This window comes from Histidinibacterium aquaticum, assembly GCF_008710275.1.
Classification (GTDB): domain Bacteria; phylum Pseudomonadota; class Alphaproteobacteria; order Rhodobacterales; family Rhodobacteraceae; genus Oceanicola; species Oceanicola aquaticus.
Map to the genome: position 1 here is coordinate 300,367 of NZ_VYQE01000001.1, position 19,837 is coordinate 320,203.

Genomic DNA, 19,837 nt, shown 5'->3' on the forward strand with positions numbered 1-19,837 from the left:
TACAGTGATCAGCGCTTGATACGGGTTGTTTCGTCCAGCATCTCGTCCGCCGTCGTCACGACCTTCGCGTTCGTCGAATAGGCGCGCTGGGTCGCGATCAGGTCGGTCAGTTCCTCGGCAATATCCACGTTCGAGCCTTCGAGCGCACCAGAATAGACGCCGCCGGCGCCGCCTTCCCCGCCGATGCCGAGCGTCATCGACCCGCTCGAGCGGGAGAGCTTGTAGGCGTTGCCGTTGCCGGCCACCAGGCCCTCCGGGTTGGCGACCTGGGCGACCGGCACGCTGTAGAGGGGCATCCGCTGGCCGTTGTCGAAGAAGCCGAAGACGGTCCCCGCCTCGTCGATCTCGACGCGCGTCAGCTGGCCCGCCTCGGAGCCGTCGCGCTTGATGACCGGGGGCGTGTAGTCGCCCGCGAACTGGGTCATCCCGTCGTAGGTGCCGGGCGCGCCGAGGTCCAAGGTCAGTGTCTGCGGGGTGGTGCCGTTGTTGATCTGGAGCGTCGCCTGCCCGGTCAGAGGGTCGAAGGCGAAGTTCGGACCGGCCGTTCCGGCATAGGCGATCGGTGCGCCGGCCGAGGGTCCGGAATCCGCGAAGGTCGCGGTGATGTCACCCATGTAGGTGCCGTCCGGTCCCGAAACGGTGAGCGTCCACTCGTTCTCGGCTCCGACGCCGCCCGGCTGCCAGACAAGCTCAAGCCGCTCGGACGCGCCGAGCGGGGTGAAATACTCCGCGGAGCTCACGAAGGGGTCGCCGGGGGTGGCGAGACCGGTCTCCTGCGAGGGCAGGTTGCCGCTCAGGGAAAGGGCCGAGGTCGGCGCGCCGGGAATGCTGCGGTCGGTGATGTTCACGGTGTCGAGGTCGCCGAACCCGGTCCGGTCTATCCCGCCCGTGTTGCCATCGCCGTCGGTCGGGAAACCGGCGAGGTAGTAGCCGGCACTGTTCTTCAGGTTGCCGTTCTCGTCAGGCAGAAAGGACCCGGCCCGCGTCAGGACGTAGTTCGTGGCGACCGGATCGTTCGGACGGCTCGACACGACGAAGAACCCTTCGCCCTCCAGCGCAAGGTCGGTCGGACTTCCCGTCGGACGCATGGAACCGGGGGTCGCCATGTCAGTGCGCTGCGCCGCGAGGACGCCCGCCATCGAGTCGGGGTTCGAGGAGGTCGACGTCACCATCTGGGAGAAGCTCCGCCGATAGCCGTCCGTATTCGCGTTCGCGATGTTCTCGGAGATCGTGCCGACAGCCTTGGAGTTCGCCTGCAGCCCGCTCACGCCGGTCTTCATGGCGCCTAGAATGCTCATGGTTTTCTGCCTCTCGTTTTCCTTGGCGCATAGTTAAACATTGAAATGCGGCAAGATCTTTTCATGAAGGTTAAAGCATAGATTGAACCAATCTATGTGCCTTCATCGTCACGCGTCTCTCCCGTGACCTGTTGGAGCATGCGGTCCGCGCTCTCCAGCGCATCCACCGCGTGCTGCCGCCTGAGCGGCGTCCCCGGCGGACGGGGCGCGTCCTCGTTGATACCTGCGAGGATCTTGGTCGCCTCGAGTTCTGGGAATGCACCCGCGACCCGCTCCACCGTCGCGGCGTCGCCCAGTCGATGGGCCGCGAGCATGAGTTCTATGGCGTCGCTCTGCGCGAGGTCGCCGTCGGCGTCCCAGAGCTCCAGGTAGCCGGACCTTGCCGCGTCCCAGTCGCCGCTCTGGTAATGGGCGCGCGCCAGGATGCGGAGAACGCCGGGCGAGCGGCTGTCCCGTTCCATCGCCACCAGCCGTTCCGTGCCACCGGTTTCCGAGAGCACCTCCGCCGACATCGTTCCGAACCTGGCCCGCAGGTCCGGGTCTCCGGATAGGAGGCCGCCAGAGAGGACGCTCTCGGCCTCGGAAAACCGCCCTCCCCGCATCAGCGCCTCGGCCTCGTTCAGCAGAAGCCGGTCGAGGGTCACCGCGTCGACATCGAAGAGGTCAAGTTCTCCGGCCGCCGTCATGTGCTCCCGGAGCGCCCGGTATTCGTCCGCAGCCGCGCCGGTCACGCCGCCCCGCACCAGCCGTTCGGCAAAAAGCTCGGCGCTTTCGGAGAAGGACGGCTCGAACCGATAGCGCGCCGCGATCCGGCGATGGCCGGCGAAGAACTCGGCTAGCCCCAGTTCTTCTTCCGCGCCCAGCTCATACCAGTCCCGGATCAGGGTCCCCGAAAGCTGGCGCGCTTCGGCGGCGGCTTCCGTCCCCGGAAAGCGGTCCCGGATCCGCGCATAGGTCTCGATCGCATCAACGGTCCGGTTCGCCTCGACCTGTGCCTGGGCCAGCATCCGCAGCGTGGCTCTCTCCGGCTCTCCGCCCTTCCAGAGACCCTGCATGACATCGAGCAGGTCCAGCCCCTCCTCCGGGCTCAGCGTCTCGGTGGAGCGACCCATCCGGACCAGGGCCAGCCGCGCCAAGTGGGCATCCGCCGTCTCCCCGCGGGAGGCCCGCTCGTAGCGGTCGAAGGCCGCGACAAGATCGCCGCTCTGCTCGGACACTTGCCCCATCAGGTACTCGAACCGGGGCGTGCTTCTGAGCGCGCCGATGGTCTCGATCTGGCTCGCCATCGTACCGGCCAGTTGCCACTGCGCATTGGCGATCGTCGCCGCGAAGAGATCGAGCAGGAGGGCTTCCTCGATCTGGCGCGGGTAGGACGAGAGATCGAAGTAGGCCCGCTGCAAGACCGGCGCCGCCGCACGGGACTCCCCCCGCCGGATCGCAGCAATTGCGGTCCAGAGCGCACCGGCGCCGCCCACCTCCATGCCCTGGGGCGGGGCTGCCCCCTCGACGACCAGCCGCAACTGCATCCGCAAACGGTCGAAGCGCGCGCGCTCTCCTACGCCCAGGGCCTCACGGTCGATGCCGTCCAGAGCCGACAGGCCTTCGGGCACCATGACATGCGCGAGATAGAATGAGGCCAGGTCGAGCAGCGCCCGGCGCTCCTCCGGGCTTTCCGGGTCTGCCGCGAGCATCTCCTCGAGCAACTGGCGGCGATCCTTCAGGAAGTCGGCGGTCTCACGGGCCTCCAGCGAATACCCCATGTCCGAGACATCGCCCGATGCCGCCGTTGCGGCGGAAACCGACAGCAGCCCGGCGAGGATGGCCCGGAGGGAGACGGACATCTGGCGGCTATTTCCTTGACAATCCATGTTTAGTCATGCATTTATCACCGATAAAGCAAGTTAATGCAAGAACGCTCAAGTCGAGGTTGACGCAGACATGGAAAATTCGAGCTATGTCGCGCTTTCCCTGGCGACCGTGATGCGGCGGTCGATGGACGTGGCCGCGAACAACATGGCGAACGCCAATACGGCCGGGTTCAAGGGCGAACGGGTCGTCTTCGACAGCTACCTGCACAAGGGCGACGCCGGCGAAGACAACGGCGCGCATTTCGTTCTCGACCGGGGCTCCTACCTCGACAGCACGCAGGGATCCATCCAGCACACCGGCAACCCGCTCGACGTCGCCCTCCAGGGCGAGGGATGGTTCTCCTACCTGACGCCCGACGGGCAGCAGGCCTTCGGCCGCGACGGTCGCTTCAGCGTCGATGCGCAGGGCAACCTCGTCACCCAGTCCGGCGCACGGGTGCTCGACGCCGGCGGCCAACCCGTCGCGATCCCGCCCGAAGCGGCTGCGGACCTCGTGATCTCCGGAGACGGCACCATGTCGACCCCGGACGGAGGCGCCCTGGGCCAACTCGGCGTCTTCGAGGTGCCGGACCTGCAGTCCTACGAGCGGGTCGGCGGAGGGCTCTTCATTCCTCCCGGCGGCGGCGCTCCGGTGGAGGCTCCCCTCCCCGATCGCGCCACGCAGGTCGTCCAGTTCTCCGTCGAGGGCAGCAACGTGCAGCCCATCGTCGAGATGACCCGCATGATGGCCATCCAGAAATCATACGAACGGGCGGTCAACCTGATGACCACCGGAGACGATCTGCGCAAGGACGCCCTCAAGCGTCTCGGCCAGGCCTGAGCGATAGGAAGGAAACGGCGACATGAAGGCGCTAGGCATCGCGACGACCGGCATGTTGGCACAGCAGACCAACGTCGACGTCATCTCGAACAACATCGCGAACGCGAATACCACCGGCTTCAAGAGCAGCCGGGCGGCGTTCCAGGACCTGATCTACCAGAACGTCGTCCGCGAGGGCGCACAGACCTCGGACCAAGGGACGGTGCGGCCGACCGGCGTGGACATCGGTCTCGGCGTGCAGACCGTCGGCACGGTCCGGCTGAACACGCAGGGCGGTCTCATCGCCACCGGTAACGACCTGGACATGGCGATCGACGGACGCGGCTACTTCACGGTCAACCTGCCCGACGGCTCCGAGGGATATACCCGCGACGGCAGCTTCCGCATGAACGCGGAAGGCCAGCTCGTGACCCTGCAGGGCCACGAGGTCGGGCCCGGCATCGTGATCCCCGAGAATACCGTAAAGGTCGAGGTGAACGAGAGCGGCGTGGTCATGGCCTTCGTGGAGAACGATCCCGAGCCGGTCGAGCTCGGCCAGCTCACGCTTACCAGCTTCATGAACGAGTCCGGCCTCCGCCCGATCGGCAACAACACCTTCCTCGAGACCGAAGCCTCCGGCGAGCCGGTCCCCGCCGTGCCCGGCGATCCGGGCCTGGGCATCATCCGCCAGGGCCACCTCGAAGGCTCCAACGTCAACATCATCCAGCAGATCACCGATCTGATCTCGGCGCAGCGCGCCTACGAGATGAATTCGAAGGCGATCGAGACCGCCGACCAGATGATGAACACCGCCAACCAGGTTCGCTGACCGGATGCGCGCCCTGATCCTCATCTCCTGCCTTCTCGCCGGCCCGTCCTTCGCGGAAGACCTCGATGTGCTCGTCGAGGAACGGGCACGCGGCCAACTGGGCGCAACGCTCCCGGCGGAGGCGGAATTCGAGATCAGCCTGCGCGAGAGCGACGTCACCGACGTCCTGATGCTGGCGGAGTTCTGGATGGACTCCTCGACCGGCCAGTTCGCGGCGAACGCCGTGCTCCCGACCGGAGAGACCCGCCGGGTCATCGGCGTGGCGGTCGCCACGGTGCCGGTCCCGGTCCCGGTGCGCCGCCTGCTGCCGGACGAACTGATCGGGCCAGGCGACCTGCACACCGTGCGCCTGCCCCTCGGCCGGGTCGGCGCCTTCGCCGTCACCGACGCCGACGCGCTGGTCGGGATGCAGGTCCGCCGCGTCCTCTCCCAGGGCCGGCCGATCATGACCCAGTCGGTGATCGAGCCCCTCGTCATCGAAAGAGGCGACGACGTCTCCATCCGCTACGAGGATGGCGTTCTCGCCCTGTCGGCGCCGGGACGGGCGCTCTCGGGCGCGCACCGCGGACAGGATATCCGTGTCGTGAACCTGGTCAGCAACAAGCCGGTCACCGGTGTGGCCCAGACGGATGGAATTGTGGAGGTCCGCCGATGATCCGCCCCCTCATGACGCTTTCCGCCGGGGCCCTCGCCGCCGGCTGCGCAGTCGCCCCGGCCTTCGACCGCGACCCCGAGATCTCGAACGTCGCCCTGACCTCCGAGACGGTCCCCGAAGCGGCCAGCGTTCAGGTCCCCCTGCCCGACCCCGAGCCCGTCGTGATCCCGACCCGGGCCGAGTCCGCTTCCCTCTGGGCGCCTGGCGCCCGCGGCTTCTTCGGCGACCAGCGTGCGACCCAGGTGGGCGACATCCTCACGATCGACATCGAGATCGACGACGAGGCCCAGCTCGCGAACGCCAGCAGCCGGGAGCGCGAGGGAGAGGCCTCCGTCGCCTTCCCCACGGCACTCGGCTACGAGAACCAGCTGGGCCGGCTTCTCCCCGGTGTCGAGCAGGACGACCTCGGCGACCCGCTGGTCGGGGTGGAGTCCGAGACCGCGGCCTCCGGCGCGGGGACGATCCGCCGGAACGAGTCCATCAAGCTCAAGATCGCGGCCATGGTCGTCCGCGTGCTGCCCAACGGGAACATGGTGGTTGCCGGCCGGCAGGAGGTGAAGGTGAACAACGAGCTCCGCGAGCTTCGCGTCGCCGGCATCATCCGTCCCCAGGACATCCAGATGAACAACACCGTCCCCTACGAGAAAATCGCCGAAGCCCGCATCACCTACGGCGGTCGCGGCTCTCTCTCGCGCACGCAGGAGCGCGGCTACGGCGAGGACGCGATGGACGTGATCCTCCCCTACTGATCCGGAAACGGCCCCGAAGAGGGAGAAATCCTGACACAATCTGCATGCACGGTCTGAGCATCCAAAACGGGGGCCTTGGATCGCATGAAGACACTTGCGCTACTTGTCGTCTCTCCGATCGTTTTCGGAGCGGCAGGCTATGCAGCCGGTCTATCGATCAAGCCGGAGGCCGCAGAGCACGCGTCCGAGACAGCCACCGACACCGCCGAAGAGACGCATGCGGCGACACCCGAGCCTGAGCACGAGGCGCCGGAGGAAGCCGCGGAGGCCCACACCGAGGCCGACGCTCACGGCGAGGAGTCGGAGGAAATGGCCGTGCTGCGGCTGGGCCGGATGACCCTGCCGATCGAGCGGGCACATTCAATCAGCTACTACGTCATGGACATCGCAGTCGCCTTCGGGGCCCCGGACCTCGTCGAGGAATACCGCGCCGACTCCGGCTTCACCGCCCTCCGCGACGCCAGCCTATCGGCGATCCACCGCGCCTCGGAAACTCGGCTCATGCATGGGGCGGCCGTCGACTCGGACCAGCTCGCGGCCTTCGTCGCCGAGGAGCTCAGCCAGAGCTTCCCGGACGTGGAAGACGTGCTCTTCCTGTCGCTTTACAAACAGGACGTCCCGCGGACCTGATCTACCGGACCTCGGCCACGTTGACGGCAGGCACCGCGTCGCCGTTCGCCATGGTCAGCGTCCCGCCTTCTGGCCCGAACTCCAGCGAGCGGGCCCGGGAAGAGGCAAATCCGGTATAGCCGACCGTCTCTCCCTGTGCGTCGACCGCGCGGAGCTCGGCAATATACGTCCCGTCGCCCAGGGGCCGGCCCGCGGAATCTAGACCGTCCCATGTCACGGAATGGCGTCGGCCGGCCTCGGTCGGGAGCCCGGTCAACTCGCGCACGACCTCGCCGTCCCGGTCCTTCAGCACGAGCGTGCTCGCCGCCGCATCGCCGTCGAGGCTGAAGGCATAGTCGGCGGTTCCGCCTTCCAGAGAGACCGTGCCCGAGCGATAGGTCACGTCGCGCCCCAGCAGCTGCACGTCGGCCATCGCTCCGAAGGCTTCGACGCCGGAAATGATCTGCTCCAGGTTCTTGTTGGTCTGGACGGTCTGCTCGACCTGGGTCAGCTGCGCGAGCTGGGTGACGAAGGTCGTCGAGTCCATCGGCTCCAGCGGGTCCTGGTTCGACACCTGCGCCGTGAGCATCCGCAGGAAATTCTCGTAGTTTTCGTCGAGCGCCGCATTGCTCGCGCCCTGCCCCGTCGGCCGGGTGCTCTGCGCCTGCGGCGTGTTCGCGTTTCCTGTAATCTCCACGAGAAGGCTCCCTTCGCCTCAGGTCAGAATGTCGACGCGCCCGTCTTCGAGAACCTCGGTCCGGGCGACGCCCGGTGTCTCCAGGATAGCCCCCATATCGCCGGGCTCGCTTTCGTCGCGGTCGGTCCCGCCGTCGTCCCTGCCGCCGCCGAAGGTGCCGAACTCGAGCTCTCCCTCGGCCACGTCGCTGCCGGCCTCGCCGAGCACCGAAAGCAGCATGTCCCGGTCGGTCCGAAGCGCCTGGAGCACGACCGGGTTCTCCACCTTCATCACGATGCGGAGGGCGCCTTCCTCTCCGCGCGTGACTTCCACTTCGATCTGACCCAGGCCGTCCGGCCTCAGCTGGACAAGCGTGCGGCCCTCGCCCACGCCGACGGACTTGATCTGCGCGGCGATCCGGTTGGCGAAGGCGGCGGGGTTGGAGGCGGGCGGCTGGCTGGCATTCGGTGTCGTCGGCTCGGCGACGGCGGGCCGGGACAGGCCTTCGACCGGCCTTGCAAGCTCGGGGACCTCCGACGCGGGCCTTTGCGCGGTTCCATCGGCCGCATTCGCGAAGGCCGCGACCGCCACGTCGACCTGGCGGGCCGTCAGCCGGGCTCCGGACGTCTCCTGCCCGGCAGGGCTGTCAGTGAGTTCTGTGGGCGCGAGGGGCGTCGCCTCGGCCACCTTGGACCTCGGTGCGGGCTGGCCGTCCATGCGGAATATCGTAGGCCCCCCGGCAACCTGCGCGGAACGGTCCAGGGCTCCTGTCTGCGCGGTCGCGGGCGCGTCCGTGACATGGCCATGTTGCGGCGCGCCGGTCGGAAGGGGCCTCTGCGGCGCGCTCTCGCCGGCGGCCTGCACCGTGCCGGCGGCGGCCTCGACAACGGCGCCCCTGATCCCGGCGAAAAGGTCCTCGGCCACGAGCGTCGAACCGCCCTGCCCTCCGGCCCCCAGTCCCTGGAGGTGAGCCACGACTGCCTCCAGCGTCCCCGCTCCCGTCAATTCGTCGAACCCGGCCAGCAGATCGGCGACAGCCGCCATGGCGTCGCCGAGGATCTGCTCGGCCTCCTCGGGCGTCCCGGCGGCGGCCAGTTGCTCTCCGACGAGCGCCTCCAGCCCGGACAGCGCATCCATCAGGTCCGCGAGTGGCCCGAGGCTCTCCGGATCGCCGGATGTCCCCGCCCCGGACGAAGTGGCGCCCTGCAGGGCCAGCACGGACCTCAGCGTTTCGGAGAAGAGCGTCCCGGCGGAGCTCGCGGCCCCCTGCTTCGTCACCGTCGGCGCGGTGGTCGCCCCGGGGGTGAGGATGGAGATCAGCCCGGCCATCAGTTCAGCATCGCCTTGGTAAAGCCGATTTCGAGCAACCGACGCCGCAACCGGCTCAGCGCCCGTGTCTCGACCTGCCTCAGGCGCGCGACGCTCATGCCCAGTTCCGCGGCCAGCGTCTCGGCCGAACAGGGGTTGTCCGCCAGCTTGCGCCGGTCGAGGATCCTCCGCTCGGTCGGGGTGAGGGAGAGCAGCGCATCGCCAAGCATGCGCTCCGCGGCCCCCCGGCTGGAATTGACGACGAGCCGGTCCTCCGGTGTCGGGTCGGGACAAGCGAGCCTGTCGGCCAGTTGTTCATCGTCCGGCCCGCTCGGGAGCGGATCGAGCGCGACGATGTTGCGGGCGGACCGCAGCGCATCCCTTTGGGTCTCGCAGGCCCGCCGCCCCGACCGCGCCTCGCCGAAGGCCTTGGATGGCACGTCGATCACCGCGCTGATCCGGGTATAGGCCTCGGAGATCCCGGACTTCAGCCACCACGAGGCATAGGTCGAGAAGCGCACTTCGCGCGACAGGTCGAACCGCTCGGCGGCCCGCATGAGGGCGATCATGCCCTCCGCGACGAGATCCTCGATGTAGACGGGGTTGTCGGTCCAGCGGGTCGCCTGGGCGTATGCCTGGCGGGCATGCGACCGAAGCAGCAGTTCCAGCGCCGCCCGGTCACCCTCGCCCTGCCACCGTTCGATGGCGCGCCGTTCCTGCTCGACACCGAGGAGGGGCTCGTTCAGGGCATCTGCGTAACTGAGGGCCATGTTGTGCTTATCTATTCTTGCTAACCAAGAATAGATAAGCACATTATCGCTCTTCGGGAAACGCTGGTGTCGTTTCCAAACGTTAACGGTCGCGGCTCATGGCGTGGCGGGAGCTCTGGACTTCTCGCGCGATATGGCTCGAGACCGAGCGTTCCGCCTCTTCGAGCCACTCGTCGTAGCTCCGGAGACCGCCATGGAACGACATGAGGGAGGCCGGCGTCGACCGCGGCGCGCGGAAGCTCGCGTCGCAGCTCAGCAGGTAGGCGTGAAGCCGGGCATCCGAGAGGAAGTCGGGGCTGACGAACATGCCGCTCGTCTCAGTGCGGCTCGTCCGCGCGCCGGACCAGTAGGCGCCCAGCGAGGCACCGAGGCCCGACCTGAACCATTCCGGCGAGAGACCGAGGTGACGGAATTCCGCCCCTTCGGCGAGCCGGGAATAGGAGGCGGCCATGGTGAAGAGGGCGCGGTTTTCCACGTCCAGGCCGAACATGCCGCGCTCGATCAGCCCGAGCATGGCCTCGCCGACCACGGTGCCCACCTGGTAGGACACGGCACCCGGCATGGCATCGAGCGCGCCTTCCGGCTGGATCACGATGAGCGAACCGTATGGCACATCGAGGTCGAGCTCTTCGGCCAGAACGTCGCCCAGTGGCAATGTCGGCATGAGTTCGGTTTCGTCACTCAGAACGACCGTGCGGTCGATCCCGTGACTGGCTTCGAGCGTAACGGTGCTCACGGGCAAGAGCCGCCGAAGCAGCCCATTGGCGATGGGGGTGTCACACGTGCTGGAAGGGCCAATCGCCCCCTGCCAGACGAGCTCAAGGAGGGTCCTGTCTCTCATTTTATTGCGGCTTTCTGCCTACTGCCTCGGTTTTGTTATTGTCTCCAAGCTATTGCGGCAGATTGCTCAAGTGAAGCTTACGATGGTTAACGCTTTTTCAACCGTGGCGGGTGGGAATCGCCTCTGGTTGCGGCTTTTTCACGAAAGCCGGACACGCGTATCGTTAAGGTTGATTAAGGCAGAAGCGTGTTCCGGACGGCCGAAACACGAAGGTTAACTAAAAAACCTCAACGCCCTGCCTTTACAAAACTGCGCTTGACAGAAGGTCACCTTCCGACGCCCCTCGTCGCGTCAGTGATCTCCGGATAGCGCAGAAGGACCTCGATCCGGCGGTTCTCGGGCGCGGAGGGGTCCTCGGCGTCGAAGGGTTCGGTCGCCGCGAGTCCGGCGATCTGGACGATCCTGCCGGGCTCGATCCCCGCATCGTTCAGGATACGCCGGGCCGCATTGGCGCGGTCGGCCGAGAGCTCCCAGTTGCCGTAGCCGGCCTCGTCGCTCGCGAAGGGAACCGCATCCGTATGGCCCTTGATGGCCACCGGGTAGGGAAGATCGCGGATCGCCGCCCCGATCACCTCGAGCAGCTCGCGCGTGGCCTGCTCGATCTCGGCGCTGCCCGACCGGAACATCGAGGTGCCCTCGTGCTCCACGACCTGGAGCCGCAAACCCTGCCGCGTCGCATCGACGACGAGATTGTCCGACAGGCGAGCGAGCTCCGGAGCATCGGCCAGCCGCCGCTCGACTTCCTCGCGCAGGGCCTCCAACTCGGCTTCGCGCTGCTCGGTCAGCTCGGCTTCACGGCGCTGTTCCTCGCTGAGCGCCCCGCCCTCGGCAATCTCCGAGCCCTCTTCCGAGACCTCGGTTTCCGCCTCGCCGGCCGCGGCGGCCGCCGTCAGCCGCGCGAAGGGATCCATGCTCGGCTCGTCCGACTGCAGGTATTCCACCACGATGGCCGGCGGCGCATCCGGCGAGGGGCTGTCGTAGGCATCCATCGGGTTTTCCTGGCCGAAGCTGGGAAGGTCGGGGACGGCCCCGCCGCCGCGGGTTCCCTTCCCCTCGATCGCTTCGCCGTCCAGCAGGCCGGTGCCCGCCCCGTCCGCGGTCACGACGCTCGGCGTGAAGTAGTCCGCGATACCGCGCAGCTTCTCCTCGTCGGAGGCCGCGATGATCCACATGAGCAGGAAAAACGCCATCATCGCCGTCATGAAGTCGGCATAGGCGACCTTCCAGCCGCCACCATGGTGACCGTCGTGCGCGTCCTCTTCGACGCGACGGATCACGATGGGCTTCGGTTCTTCCTTCGGCACGTTGTCTTGCCTCTTTCCCGCTCTTCTTCAGGCCCTGCCCGCCCGACCCGCGTGAGTCGCTCAGGCGAGCTTTTCCGCGTCGGTTGTCTTCGCCTTCTGCGTGGCGTGACGGTCGTACTTTCCGAAACCCGCATCCTTGGCGTAGCTCGCCTTCTGGCGGCTGTAGCTCGGCGCGACGAGCGGCATGTCCTCGGGGAGGCCGAACCGCAGGCGGTACTCCTGCTCGGTCAGGCCGTGTTCGGCCCCGAGGTGGCGCTTCAGCATCTTGAAGCCGCGGCCGCAGCACAGGCAGAAGACGCGATCCTGCGTCACGGCCTGCTCGATCGGCATGATCGGCTCGGCGGTATCCGACGGAGCCTCGACAGCGGCGGGTGTTCCTTCGGTCTCGGCGGAGCCAAGCTCACGGCGCAACTTGGAAAAAAGCTCGACGATCTGATCGGGGGCGGCATCCGGCCGCGAGGCGAATGCCTGGACGATCTTGAGGACCATCTCCTCGTCTTGTTCTGTCTTGCTCATGTCAGTCTCTCGATGTCTGTATCTTTAACTATGCCCAGAAGGATAGTTATCCTTATAGATGCGACCAACCCGATTCGTTCGACTTGGCAGTCCCCCGCCTAGTCGCCGGCGTCATCGCACCTGCACTTCCCCGCTTCATCTTCGACATCGCCTTCTGCGTTCGGGGCATTCTCTTTCCTTCCCGAGAGCGGCTCCTCGCCTGCGTTTGTTTGCCACGCAGGCCTTTATTCTTTGCACAAGCCGCTAATCTCAAGCATGTATATGGTCACTCAAGATTAAGAGAGGGTTGAAGGTTCCAACATCTCCAATCTTTCCCTTGCGACACCGTCCCGGCAGTTCCCCTCTTCAAAGACCTGCGGTAGCTATCACGGGATAGTGCGTTGCAGACCAAGGCCAGGGTTTGTCCGAATTGTTCAAAGACGGTGAAAGCCGGCGGGCGGAGGTAACCGCCCTTGTCGTTGAGGACCAGGAGACGCAGCCCGTCCGGACCTGGCTCGCCCAGACCGAGGGGCTGGAGCTACTGCGCACCCGCAGCTTCGAGCGCGCCCGTCGCCTCGCGGGCTCTGTCCGGCAGCTCGACTTCATGGTCGTGCCGTCCGACGACCAGACGATCGGGCTCATCTTCTTCACCAAGCTCAGGCATCCCGACTGCCGGGTGGTCGTCGTCGACAGCATGACCGACGAGGAAAGCGTCGTGGAAGCGCTCGAGGCGGGCGCGGACGACGTGGTACGCGCCGATGTCTCCCGCCGGGAGTTCTCGGCCCGCCTCCGGCTCCCGCGCGAGGGAATCGACGCCGCCGAGGCGGGGACCATATTGGCCCGCCTTCAGCTTACACCGATCGAATACGCGATCGCCGCCCGCCTCATGCAGACCCCTGGGCGCGTCGTCACCCGCGACGCCCTCTCGCAGGTCACCGACAGCACGACATGGACTTACGGCGACCGGAAATTCGACGTCCATGTCGCCAAGATCCGTCGCAAGCTGGAGCAGGAGTTCGGCGACCGCTATGTGATCAGGACGATCCGCTCAATCGGCTACGTGCTGAGCGACGGCCCCGTCCAGGGCTGAGACAACCTCGGCGGGACGACCGTCGAGCCCCGCCTGCAGGGCCGCGCCGAGCAGCGCCGAAAAGACGAAACTCGTCGCGACGAGCGCCGCCGCGCGCTGCGCGACCGGCAACCGCCAGCGGCGGATGACCGGCTTCGGAGCCGAAACAGCCTCACCGAAACTCACGAAGATACCGTCTCGCGTGACCGTGGCCACACCGGACCGACCCGCAGCGCCTATCCTGTCGAGCATGCAGTCGGGAAATGCCTCGCAGGGCAGAAGGAGACGAAACGCGATGTCGTCGTCGCCAAGGTCGGCATAGGCGTCATGGGGCAGGAAGAGCCCGCCGAAATCCTTCCGCAGCGCGACCGAATCCGCCTCGACGGCATGGATCGCCTGCTCTTCCTCCGGCCCGCAGGACAGGCTGACCCAGTCCTCCGAACAGGCGATCGACACGTCGAGCAGAAGCGCGCCGTGATCCTCTTCTCGAAGCAGCCGGTAGCCCTCGGGAAAGCTCCGCCCCGGCTCGGCGGCAGGCTGAGGTGCCGGGGGCCTGTCCTCGGCAGAGGGGGCGAGCGTCCAGCTTCGCGGCTCCGTGCTGCGCTCGGCCGGGCGGGTCACCAGCCCGGGGTCGAGCCCCTCTTCCTGAGCGAAAGCGAAGTTGATGGCGTGATCCCGCGCCTGCTCGACAAGCCCAGGGCTTTCGAGCGTCAATCGGTGGAGTTCCTGCTCCTCCGAGAACAGCAGGCTCCGGTAGGGAATGCCCTCGACCCGGTGCGTCGCCGCGAAGGCACCGACGGGAAGCCCGAGCCGCTCCGACACCCGGTCCAGCACCTCCTCCGCTTCGCCGGAGTGGAAAACGACGGGGGTGCAGGACTCGCGGGAGACGCAGAGCGCGACATTCATCGATGCCGGCCACTCGCCCACGAGACCCTTCATCTCGAGTTCGTCGATCAGATGCACGAATGCGCCAAGCCGCACCATGGAAGTCCCTGTGTTGCTCAATCTATTGTTGCTTTTTCTTGCCTATCCGTCAATGCTGTCCTGCATCTATCCTTATCCGAGGCTGACGAGACATCATGAACCTTCTCCTGGGCATCATCCTGGTCTTCGGCTTGGTCTTCGGCGGCTTCATGCTGTCGGGCGGCAAGATGGACATCGTTCTGCACGCCCTCCCCTTCGAGGGCATGATGATCGGCGGCGCCGCCCTCGGCGCCTTCGTGATCGCCAACTCCTTCCACGTCCTCAAGAAATCGGGCGCGGGTTTCCTCAAGGTGCTCAGCGGTCCCAAGTGGAAGGCCTCCGATTACGCCGACCTCCTGAACCTGCTCTACGAGCTGAGCCGCCTCTACAAGTCGAAGGGCATCCTGGCGCTGGACGAGCACGTCGAGGCCCCCGAGCAGAGCGAGATCTTCACGCGCTACCCGCGCATCCTCAAGGATCACTTCGCGACCGAGCTCATCACCGACAGCTTCCGGATGCTGTCGATGAACTTCGACGACCAGTTCCAGACCGAGGACGTCATCAACCGCAAGATCAAGAAGCATCACCACGAGGCGCTCGCCTCGGCCAACGCCATTTCGACCATGGCCGACGGCCTGCCGGCCATCGGCATCGTCGCGGCGGTTCTCGGTGTCATCAAGACCATGTCCGCCCTCGACCAGCCGCCGGACGTGCTCGGCAAGATGATCGGAGGCGCGCTCGTCGGGACCTTCCTGGGCGTGTTCCTGGCCTACTGCCTCGTCGCCCCGATTTCCGGGCGCCTGCGCCAGATCGAGGAAGAGGACGGCGCCTTCTACATGATCATCCGGGACGTCTTCGTCGCGATGGTGGCGAACCACTCGCCGAACATCTGCATCGAGATCGGCCGCGGCAACATCCCGACCTCCAAGCAGCCCAACTTCTACGAGGTCGAGCGCGCCCAGAAGGAGCTTCCGGTTGCCTAAGGCCGGACGCAGCCTCGCTCTCCTGCTGCTCCTGACCCCGGCCCTGGCCCTGGCGGCCGGGGGCGGAGGCGGCTCCTCCGGCGGCTCGAACGGTGCCGGCCCCGCGCGGATCACCGTCCCCGGCCCCGTCCAGCCCCTCCCCTCCGAGATCCTCGACGCCATGCGCGCCCGCCTCGTGCTGATGACGGCTGAGCCCGGCACCGTGGAGCCGGTCTCGCCGGAGGAGACCGAAGCAGCACACGGCGACCAATGACCGCCCAGCGTTCTCGCATCGCGGCCCTCGCCCTCATGGAGAAGATCGGCCGCTACGAGATGGTCGAAGAGGCGAAGCGCCTCGGCGAACTCCGGCAAATGTCGTCGGCCCTGCGGAAAGACTCCGACGCGCTCCAGGCCAAGCTGGTCAACGAGACCTCGGACGTGCCGCTGGAAGCCCAGCCCTATCTCTCCGGCTTCATCCGGTCGGTGCGCAGCGAGGCTGCCGACTGCCTGGATCGCGCCGGCAAGATCGACGCCGAGGCCGAGGGCCTCGAGGAACGCGTCCTCGAGGCCTTCCGTAACCTCAAGACGGTCCAGATCGCATTGGAGCGCACGCGCCACGAGGCCCTCCTCGCGAAGCGGGCGGCAGAGGACGCCAAGACGGACGACCTCAACAGCTTCGCCTACGGCACGCACCGCCGCCGAGGGTAGCCGCCGGCGATTCTCGCCGAAGTCGCGCCACATTTTCGCCCCCGATTGTCGCGTCCAGGCGTACTCTGACGCCCTCTTTCGCCGTTTCGTTTCCGAATACCGGTCCAGTCTCGGGCAAACTTGACCAAAATGCGGCAAAGGCGTGAGCTTTCCTCGGCGCCCGGGGTCATCTGCCGGTCCCGGCGCGCAGAACCGGGGAAGACCAATGCTGATCGAGCTGCCGCATCGACCGACCGTGAGACCTATCGTGAGACCCGTCCGCCAGGGTGCGGACCTGGGCAGCGATCAGGCGCCGCCCCCACCGCCGAGAGCCCGGCGCCGGGGCGCCATCGTCCGCGTGCTGATCGCTCCGAAGACCGCCTCGCGCCTCTACGCGACCGAACGAGAACGGCAGACCTGAGCTGTCACCTCCGGCGCGCGGCGCCCCTGCGGCCCAGCGCGCTCAGCCCGACGGCGAAGAGGATGATCGCACCGACGAGCACCTCCCGCACGTAGCTGTCCACCCGCATCTGCGTCAGCCCGTTGTCCAGCACGCCCAGCACCGCCACGCCGGCCAGCGTGGCGAGCACCTTTGGCTGTCCGTCCCGTGTCAACGTCATGCCGAGGAAGACAGCCGCGATCGCGGTCAGCATCAGCCCGTCGCCCTGCGTCGGGTTGGCCGATGCCACGCGGCTCGCGTACATGAGCCCCGCCAGCGCCGCGCCGACGCCGGTGAAGGCGAAGGCCGACAGTCTGAGCGGCACCACCGGGATCCCCGCCAGCCGCGCCGCGTCGCGGTTGCCCCCGATGGCGTAGAGCCTGCGACCGTAGCTCGTCTGTTCGAGCACGATCCAGATGACAAGGACCACCGCGATGGCCACCAGCGTGAGGTTCGGCAGGACCAGCGCCCGCTCGTCCGCCATGCCGATCACCGGACCGCCCCGCGCGAAGTCGCCGAAGCCCGGCGGGATGTCGCGGCCGAAGATCGTGCGCCCGTCGCTCACGACGAAGGCGAGCCCGCTGAAGACCGTCAGCGTCGCGAGCGTGGCCACGAAGGGGAGGATCCCGACGACACTGACGACGATCCCGTTGAAGAGCCCCCCGGCCAGGCCGACGGCCAGCGCGACCCCAACTGCGGCGGGAACGGACCAGTCCTGCGTGAAGAGGATCGCCGCGACCACGCCCGAGAGCGAGGCCATTGATCCGACCGAGAGGTCGAAGTCGCCCATGACCATCACCACGGTCATCGTCGCCGCAACGACCGTCAGCATGCTGATCTGCTGGCTGATGTTCAGCAGATTGCGCGGCGTCAGGAAGGTCTCCGGCAGGTTGATCGCGAAGAAGGCGATCACGGCGAGCATGCCCGCGACTCCGCCGAACCGTCTGGCGACCTGCATCATGCGGCCTGCTCCTCTTTCGAAAGGTGGTAGAAGCGCGAGAGCAGCTCCGCCTCGGTCAGGCCCTCGGCCTCGACGAACTCGGAGAGCCTGCCGTCGCGCATGATCGCGATGCGGTCGGAGAGGCCGAGAAGCTCGGGGAGGTCCGACGAGGCCATGACGACCGCCAGCCCGGCGTCGCTGAGCTCGCGGATCAGGCGATACAGCTCGGATCGCGCGCCGATATCGACGCCCCGCGTCGGCTCGTCCAGCAGCAGGACCTTCGGCGCGCCGGCCAGGGCCCGCGCGAAGAGAACCTTCTGCTGGTTCCCGCCCGAGAGCTCCTCGCAGGCCTGGGTGATCGAGGCGGCCTTGAGCTGCACCTGCCCGCCGAGGTCGCGCGCGACGCGCCGCTGCCGCCGGTGATCAAGGAAGTAGCGCAGCCGCGCGAGCCCCGAGAGGTGAGGCAGCGCGACGTTTTCGAAGATCGCCCGCCGGAGCATGAGCCCCTCGGACCGGCGCTCCCTCGGGACATAGGCCATGCCGCCGCGCCAGGCCTGCTTCGGCCCACCGTTCAAGGTCCGTCCATCAAGCGTCACCGTGCCGTCGCTCCGGGATTGTTCGCCCACGAGCGCGCGCAGGAGGGCGCCCCGGCCCGATCCGGCGATCCCGGCGACGCCCAGAACCTCGCCCGCCCTGAGCTCGAACGTGGCCTCCTCGAGCGGGCCGGCCGAGAGCTGCTCGACCCGCAACACGACCTCGCCCGGCGTGGCATCGGACCGGCGCGGCGGAAAGAGCGCCGAGAGGTCGCGGCCCGTCATCTCCTCGATGATCCGGGCCTCCCCCGTCTCCGACAGCGGGCGGGTGGAGACATGGCGTCCGTCGCGCAGGACGGTCACGCGGTCGGCGAGCCGCAGCACCTCGGGCATCCGGTGCGAGACGTAGAGCACCCCGCCCCCCTGCCCGATCAACTGGCCGATCACCGTGAAGAGGCGCTCGGACTCACCGCTCGTGAGGGCCGCCGTCGGCTCGTCCATCACGTAAAGCCAGGCGGGCCGGTCGCCGTCGGCGATGAGCGTGGAGGCGATCCGGACCAGCATCTGGTCGCCGGGCCCGAGGTCGGTCATCGGCGCGCGCGGGTCGATCGTCTCCAGCCCCAACCGGGCGAGCGCCTCCGACGCGGCGGCGTTCAGCGCCCCCCAGTTCACGAGGCCGGCCCGCCGGGGATAGGGATGGTCGAGATGCATGTTCTCGGCCACCGACAGGCCCTTCACCGCGTGCAGCTCCTGGTGAATGAACCGCAACCCGGCTTCCCGCATCGCAGCGGGCTGGCCGGGCGGGATCTCCTCCCCGCCGAGCATGATCCGCCCCTCGTCCGGCCGGTCGAGCCCCGCGAGCACGCGGATCAGGGTCGACTTCCCCGCCCCGTTCTCTCCCATCAGGGCATGCACCTCTCCCGGGCGGAGCGAGAGGCTCACGCCGTCGAGGGCCGTGACCGCGCCGAAGCGGCGGCTGATCGTTTCGAGGTCGAGCTGGGGCATGAAGGCGTCTGGGGAGCGCCGGAGCGCCCCGCCAGCGGTTACTCGGCGTCCGCGTTGGCGACGGTGACCAGCGTCGTGGGCACGTAGATCACCCGCTGCACGATCTCCTCGCCTTCGAGGATCCGCGCCACCGTGTCGGCGGCGGTCTGACCGATGCCCTCGAAGTCCTGCGCGACGGAGGCTTCGAAGTTGCCGCCCGCCGCGATGGCCTCGCGCGCCTGGGGGTTGGCGTCGATCCCGGTGATGACGATCCCCTCGTCGGCGCGGCCGGCAGCCTCGATGGCCTGCAGCGCGCCCAGCGCCGGCTGGTCCCAGGCGGCCCAGACGGCGTCGATGCTGCCCTCTTCCGGGTTGGCGGCGAGCAGGGCTTCCATCTGCGCGCGGCTGTCGGCGATCCCGCCGTCGCTCACGTCCGGGGTGATGCGGTCGAGCACCTGGATGTCGGGGAAGTTGCCGAAGACCGCGTCGGCGATCACGCCGCGCGCCTGCACCGGCGGGAAGGGATCGAAGGTGAACATGACCACGTTGCCCTCGCCGCCGATGCGGTTGGCGACGTAGACCGCGGTCTCGGCCGCCATGGCGTAGCCGTTCGAGGTGACGTTCGCCGCGACCAGCGGGTCGCTCCCGGCATCCATCCCGACGACCGGGATCCCCGCGTCCTCGGCGGTCTGAAGGCCCGCCCCGATCTGCGCCGGGTCGACGTTGATGACGATGGCGTCGACGCCCTGGTTGACCACGTCCTCCATCCGGCTGATCACCGCGGCGACGTCGCCGGCGGTATCGATCACGTTGAGGTCCCAGCCAAGCTCCTCGGCGCGCGCCGTGAAGCCGTCGACGTAGAACTGCGTCCCCGGCTGCGCGAGGTAGGGAGTGATCACCGCAACCTCTTGCGCCAGGGCCGGTACGCCGAGACCGGTGGCGGCCGCCAGGCCGATGAATGTGGTGCGAAGCGTCATGCTCTGTCCTCCCCGTGGTGTCGCTTTCTGGCTCGGCCTATCTTTGGCATCGCCCCGCCGGATCGTCCATAAGTCTGTTGTT

General features: G+C 67.5%; 21 protein-coding genes. 9 read left to right on the forward strand and 12 right to left on the reverse strand.

Annotated elements, in window-relative coordinates; all coding sequences use genetic code 11:
- Window positions 1-8: 8 nt before the first annotated feature.
- Window positions 9-1,298 (reverse strand): flagellar hook protein FlgE, encoded by a 1,290-nt coding sequence (locus F3S47_RS01525; protein WP_150443456.1) that lies wholly within the window; start codon window positions 1,296-1,298, stop codon window positions 9-11.
- A 92-nt stretch (window positions 1,299-1,390) separates the two neighbouring features.
- Entirely contained in the window at window positions 1,391-3,139 is a 1,749-nt protein-coding gene (locus F3S47_RS01530) for a tetratricopeptide repeat protein (RefSeq protein WP_150443457.1), read from the reverse strand.
- Between the two features lie 97 nt (window positions 3,140-3,236).
- On the opposite strand from F3S47_RS01530, the gene flgF reads away from it, so the two are divergent.
- The 5 genes from flgF to F3S47_RS01555 all read left to right on the forward strand — a co-directional run bounded on the left by flgF (window position 3,237) and on the right by F3S47_RS01555 (window position 6,828).
- Entirely contained in the window at window positions 3,237-3,986 is a 750-nt protein-coding gene (gene flgF, locus F3S47_RS01535) for a flagellar basal-body rod protein FlgF (protein ID WP_150443458.1), read from the forward strand.
- Window positions 3,987-4,008: 22 nt separating this feature from the next.
- On the forward strand, window positions 4,009-4,794 hold the full coding sequence (gene flgG / locus F3S47_RS01540; protein ID WP_150443459.1) for a flagellar basal-body rod protein FlgG: 786 nt from the start codon (window positions 4,009-4,011) through the stop codon (window positions 4,792-4,794).
- A gap of 4 nt (window positions 4,795-4,798) precedes the next feature.
- Window positions 4,799-5,449 (forward strand): flagellar basal body P-ring formation chaperone FlgA, encoded by a 651-nt coding sequence (flgA, locus tag F3S47_RS01545; RefSeq protein ID WP_150443460.1) that lies wholly within the window; start codon window positions 4,799-4,801, stop codon window positions 5,447-5,449.
- Window positions 5,446-6,198, forward strand: a complete 753-nt coding sequence (locus F3S47_RS01550; protein ID WP_191090042.1) for a flagellar basal body L-ring protein FlgH — start codon at window positions 5,446-5,448, stop codon at window positions 6,196-6,198. Before flgA ends, F3S47_RS01550 begins: the two co-directional genes overlap by 4 nt.
- An 84-nt stretch (window positions 6,199-6,282) precedes the next feature.
- Window positions 6,283-6,828, forward strand: a complete 546-nt coding sequence (locus F3S47_RS01555) for a hypothetical protein (protein WP_150443461.1) — start codon at window positions 6,283-6,285, stop codon at window positions 6,826-6,828.
- A gap of 1 nt (window position 6,829) precedes the next feature.
- On the opposite strand, the gene F3S47_RS01560 is transcribed toward F3S47_RS01555, so the two are convergent.
- The 6 genes from F3S47_RS01560 to F3S47_RS01585 all read right to left on the reverse strand — a co-directional run bounded on the left by F3S47_RS01560 (window position 6,830) and on the right by F3S47_RS01585 (window position 12,222).
- Window positions 6,830-7,504: a flagellar hook assembly protein FlgD gene (locus F3S47_RS01560; RefSeq protein WP_150443462.1), complete on the reverse strand. Its 675-nt coding sequence runs from the start codon at window positions 7,502-7,504 to the stop codon at window positions 6,830-6,832.
- An 18-nt stretch (window positions 7,505-7,522) separates the two neighbouring features.
- A complete protein-coding gene (locus tag F3S47_RS01565) occupies window positions 7,523-8,812 on the reverse strand; it encodes a flagellar hook-length control protein FliK (protein WP_150443463.1) in 1,290 nt (429 codons plus the stop codon).
- Window positions 8,812-9,561 (reverse strand): sigma-70 family RNA polymerase sigma factor, encoded by a 750-nt coding sequence (locus F3S47_RS01570; RefSeq protein ID WP_150443464.1) that lies wholly within the window; start codon window positions 9,559-9,561, stop codon window positions 8,812-8,814. Before F3S47_RS01570 ends, F3S47_RS01565 begins: the two co-directional genes overlap by 1 nt.
- 82 nt (window positions 9,562-9,643) lie before the next feature.
- Window positions 9,644-10,297, reverse strand: coding sequence for a hypothetical protein (locus tag F3S47_RS01575; protein WP_150443465.1), 654 nt, complete (start codon window positions 10,295-10,297; stop codon window positions 9,644-9,646).
- 371 nt (window positions 10,298-10,668) lie between these two features.
- The gene (locus F3S47_RS01580) at window positions 10,669-11,706 is read right to left on the reverse strand and encodes a flagellar motor protein MotB (RefSeq protein ID WP_223877677.1); all 1,038 of its coding nucleotides are present in this window, start codon (window positions 11,704-11,706) and stop codon (window positions 10,669-10,671) included.
- A gap of 60 nt (window positions 11,707-11,766) precedes the next feature.
- A complete protein-coding gene (locus F3S47_RS01585) occupies window positions 11,767-12,222 on the reverse strand; it encodes a MucR family transcriptional regulator (RefSeq protein WP_150443466.1) in 456 nt (151 codons plus the stop codon).
- A gap of 409 nt (window positions 12,223-12,631) precedes the next feature.
- Between F3S47_RS01585 and F3S47_RS01590 the strand changes: the two genes are divergently transcribed.
- The gene (locus tag F3S47_RS01590; RefSeq protein WP_150443467.1) at window positions 12,632-13,291 is read left to right on the forward strand and encodes a response regulator transcription factor; all 660 of its coding nucleotides are present in this window, start codon (window positions 12,632-12,634) and stop codon (window positions 13,289-13,291) included.
- Here the strand turns inward: F3S47_RS01590 and F3S47_RS01595 are convergent.
- Window positions 13,250-14,251 carry a hypothetical protein gene (locus F3S47_RS01595; protein WP_191090043.1) on the reverse strand — a complete coding sequence of 334 codons (1,002 nt, stop codon included), beginning with the start codon at window positions 14,249-14,251 and terminating at the stop codon, window positions 13,250-13,252. The genes F3S47_RS01590 and F3S47_RS01595 overlap by 42 nt on opposite strands.
- Before the next feature lie 98 nt (window positions 14,252-14,349).
- Between F3S47_RS01595 and motA the strand changes: the two genes are divergently transcribed.
- From motA to F3S47_RS01610, 3 genes are read left to right on the forward strand one after another with little or no spacing between them, the layout of a single operon-like run.
- Window positions 14,350-15,216, forward strand: coding sequence for a flagellar motor stator protein MotA (gene motA, locus F3S47_RS01600; RefSeq protein WP_150443469.1), 867 nt, complete (start codon window positions 14,350-14,352; stop codon window positions 15,214-15,216).
- On the forward strand, window positions 15,209-15,469 hold the full coding sequence (locus F3S47_RS01605) for a hypothetical protein (RefSeq protein ID WP_150443470.1): 261 nt from the start codon (window positions 15,209-15,211) through the stop codon (window positions 15,467-15,469). The genes motA and F3S47_RS01605 overlap by 8 nt, the downstream gene beginning before the upstream one ends.
- Window positions 15,466-15,903 (forward strand): hypothetical protein, encoded by a 438-nt coding sequence (locus F3S47_RS01610; protein ID WP_150443471.1) that lies wholly within the window; start codon window positions 15,466-15,468, stop codon window positions 15,901-15,903. Before F3S47_RS01605 ends, F3S47_RS01610 begins: the two co-directional genes overlap by 4 nt.
- A 404-nt stretch (window positions 15,904-16,307) precedes the next feature.
- Here F3S47_RS01610 and F3S47_RS01615 read toward each other — a convergent pair whose 3' ends face one another.
- From F3S47_RS01615 to F3S47_RS01625, 3 genes are read right to left on the reverse strand one after another with little or no spacing between them, the layout of a single operon-like run.
- Window positions 16,308-17,282: an ABC transporter permease gene (locus tag F3S47_RS01615; protein ID WP_150443472.1), complete on the reverse strand. Its 975-nt coding sequence runs from the start codon at window positions 17,280-17,282 to the stop codon at window positions 16,308-16,310.
- Window positions 17,279-18,799, reverse strand: coding sequence for a sugar ABC transporter ATP-binding protein (locus F3S47_RS01620; protein WP_150443473.1), 1,521 nt, complete (start codon window positions 18,797-18,799; stop codon window positions 17,279-17,281). The genes F3S47_RS01615 and F3S47_RS01620 overlap by 4 nt, the downstream gene beginning before the upstream one ends.
- 38 nt (window positions 18,800-18,837) lie before the next feature.
- The gene (locus tag F3S47_RS01625; protein WP_150443474.1) at window positions 18,838-19,755 is read right to left on the reverse strand and encodes a substrate-binding domain-containing protein; all 918 of its coding nucleotides are present in this window, start codon (window positions 19,753-19,755) and stop codon (window positions 18,838-18,840) included.
- Between the last annotated feature and the right edge of the window lie 82 nt (window positions 19,756-19,837).

Bases quoted from the DNA above. Each gene is read 5' to 3' on its own strand.
- F3S47_RS01525 (WP_150443456.1), bottom strand. From the start codon at position 1,298: ATGAGCATTCTAGGCGCCATGAAGACCGGCGTGAGCGGGCTGCAGGCG.
- F3S47_RS01530 (WP_150443457.1), bottom strand. From the start codon at position 3,139: ATGTCCGTCTCCCTCCGGGCCATCCTCGCCGGGCTGCTGTCGGTTTCC.
- flgF (WP_150443458.1), top strand. From the start codon at position 3,237: ATGGAAAATTCGAGCTATGTCGCGCTTTCCCTGGCGACCGTGATGCGG.
- flgG (WP_150443459.1), top strand. From the start codon at position 4,009: ATGAAGGCGCTAGGCATCGCGACGACCGGCATGTTGGCACAGCAGACC.
- flgA (WP_150443460.1), top strand. From the start codon at position 4,799: ATGCGCGCCCTGATCCTCATCTCCTGCCTTCTCGCCGGCCCGTCCTTC.
- F3S47_RS01550 (WP_191090042.1), top strand. From the start codon at position 5,446: ATGATCCGCCCCCTCATGACGCTTTCCGCCGGGGCCCTCGCCGCCGGC.
- F3S47_RS01555 (WP_150443461.1), top strand. From the start codon at position 6,283: ATGAAGACACTTGCGCTACTTGTCGTCTCTCCGATCGTTTTCGGAGCG.
- F3S47_RS01565 (WP_150443463.1), bottom strand. From the start codon at position 8,812: ATGGCCGGGCTGATCTCCATCCTCACCCCCGGGGCGACCACCGCGCCG.
- F3S47_RS01570 (WP_150443464.1), bottom strand. From the start codon at position 9,561: ATGGCCCTCAGTTACGCAGATGCCCTGAACGAGCCCCTCCTCGGTGTC.
- F3S47_RS01585 (WP_150443466.1), bottom strand. From the start codon at position 12,222: ATGAGCAAGACAGAACAAGACGAGGAGATGGTCCTCAAGATCGTCCAG.
- motA (WP_150443469.1), top strand. From the start codon at position 14,350: ATGAACCTTCTCCTGGGCATCATCCTGGTCTTCGGCTTGGTCTTCGGC.
- F3S47_RS01610 (WP_150443471.1), top strand. From the start codon at position 15,466: ATGACCGCCCAGCGTTCTCGCATCGCGGCCCTCGCCCTCATGGAGAAG.
- F3S47_RS01615 (WP_150443472.1), bottom strand. From the start codon at position 17,282: ATGATGCAGGTCGCCAGACGGTTCGGCGGAGTCGCGGGCATGCTCGCC.
- F3S47_RS01620 (WP_150443473.1), bottom strand. From the start codon at position 18,799: ATGCCCCAGCTCGACCTCGAAACGATCAGCCGCCGCTTCGGCGCGGTC.
- F3S47_RS01625 (WP_150443474.1), bottom strand. From the start codon at position 19,755: ATGACGCTTCGCACCACATTCATCGGCCTGGCGGCCGCCACCGGTCTC.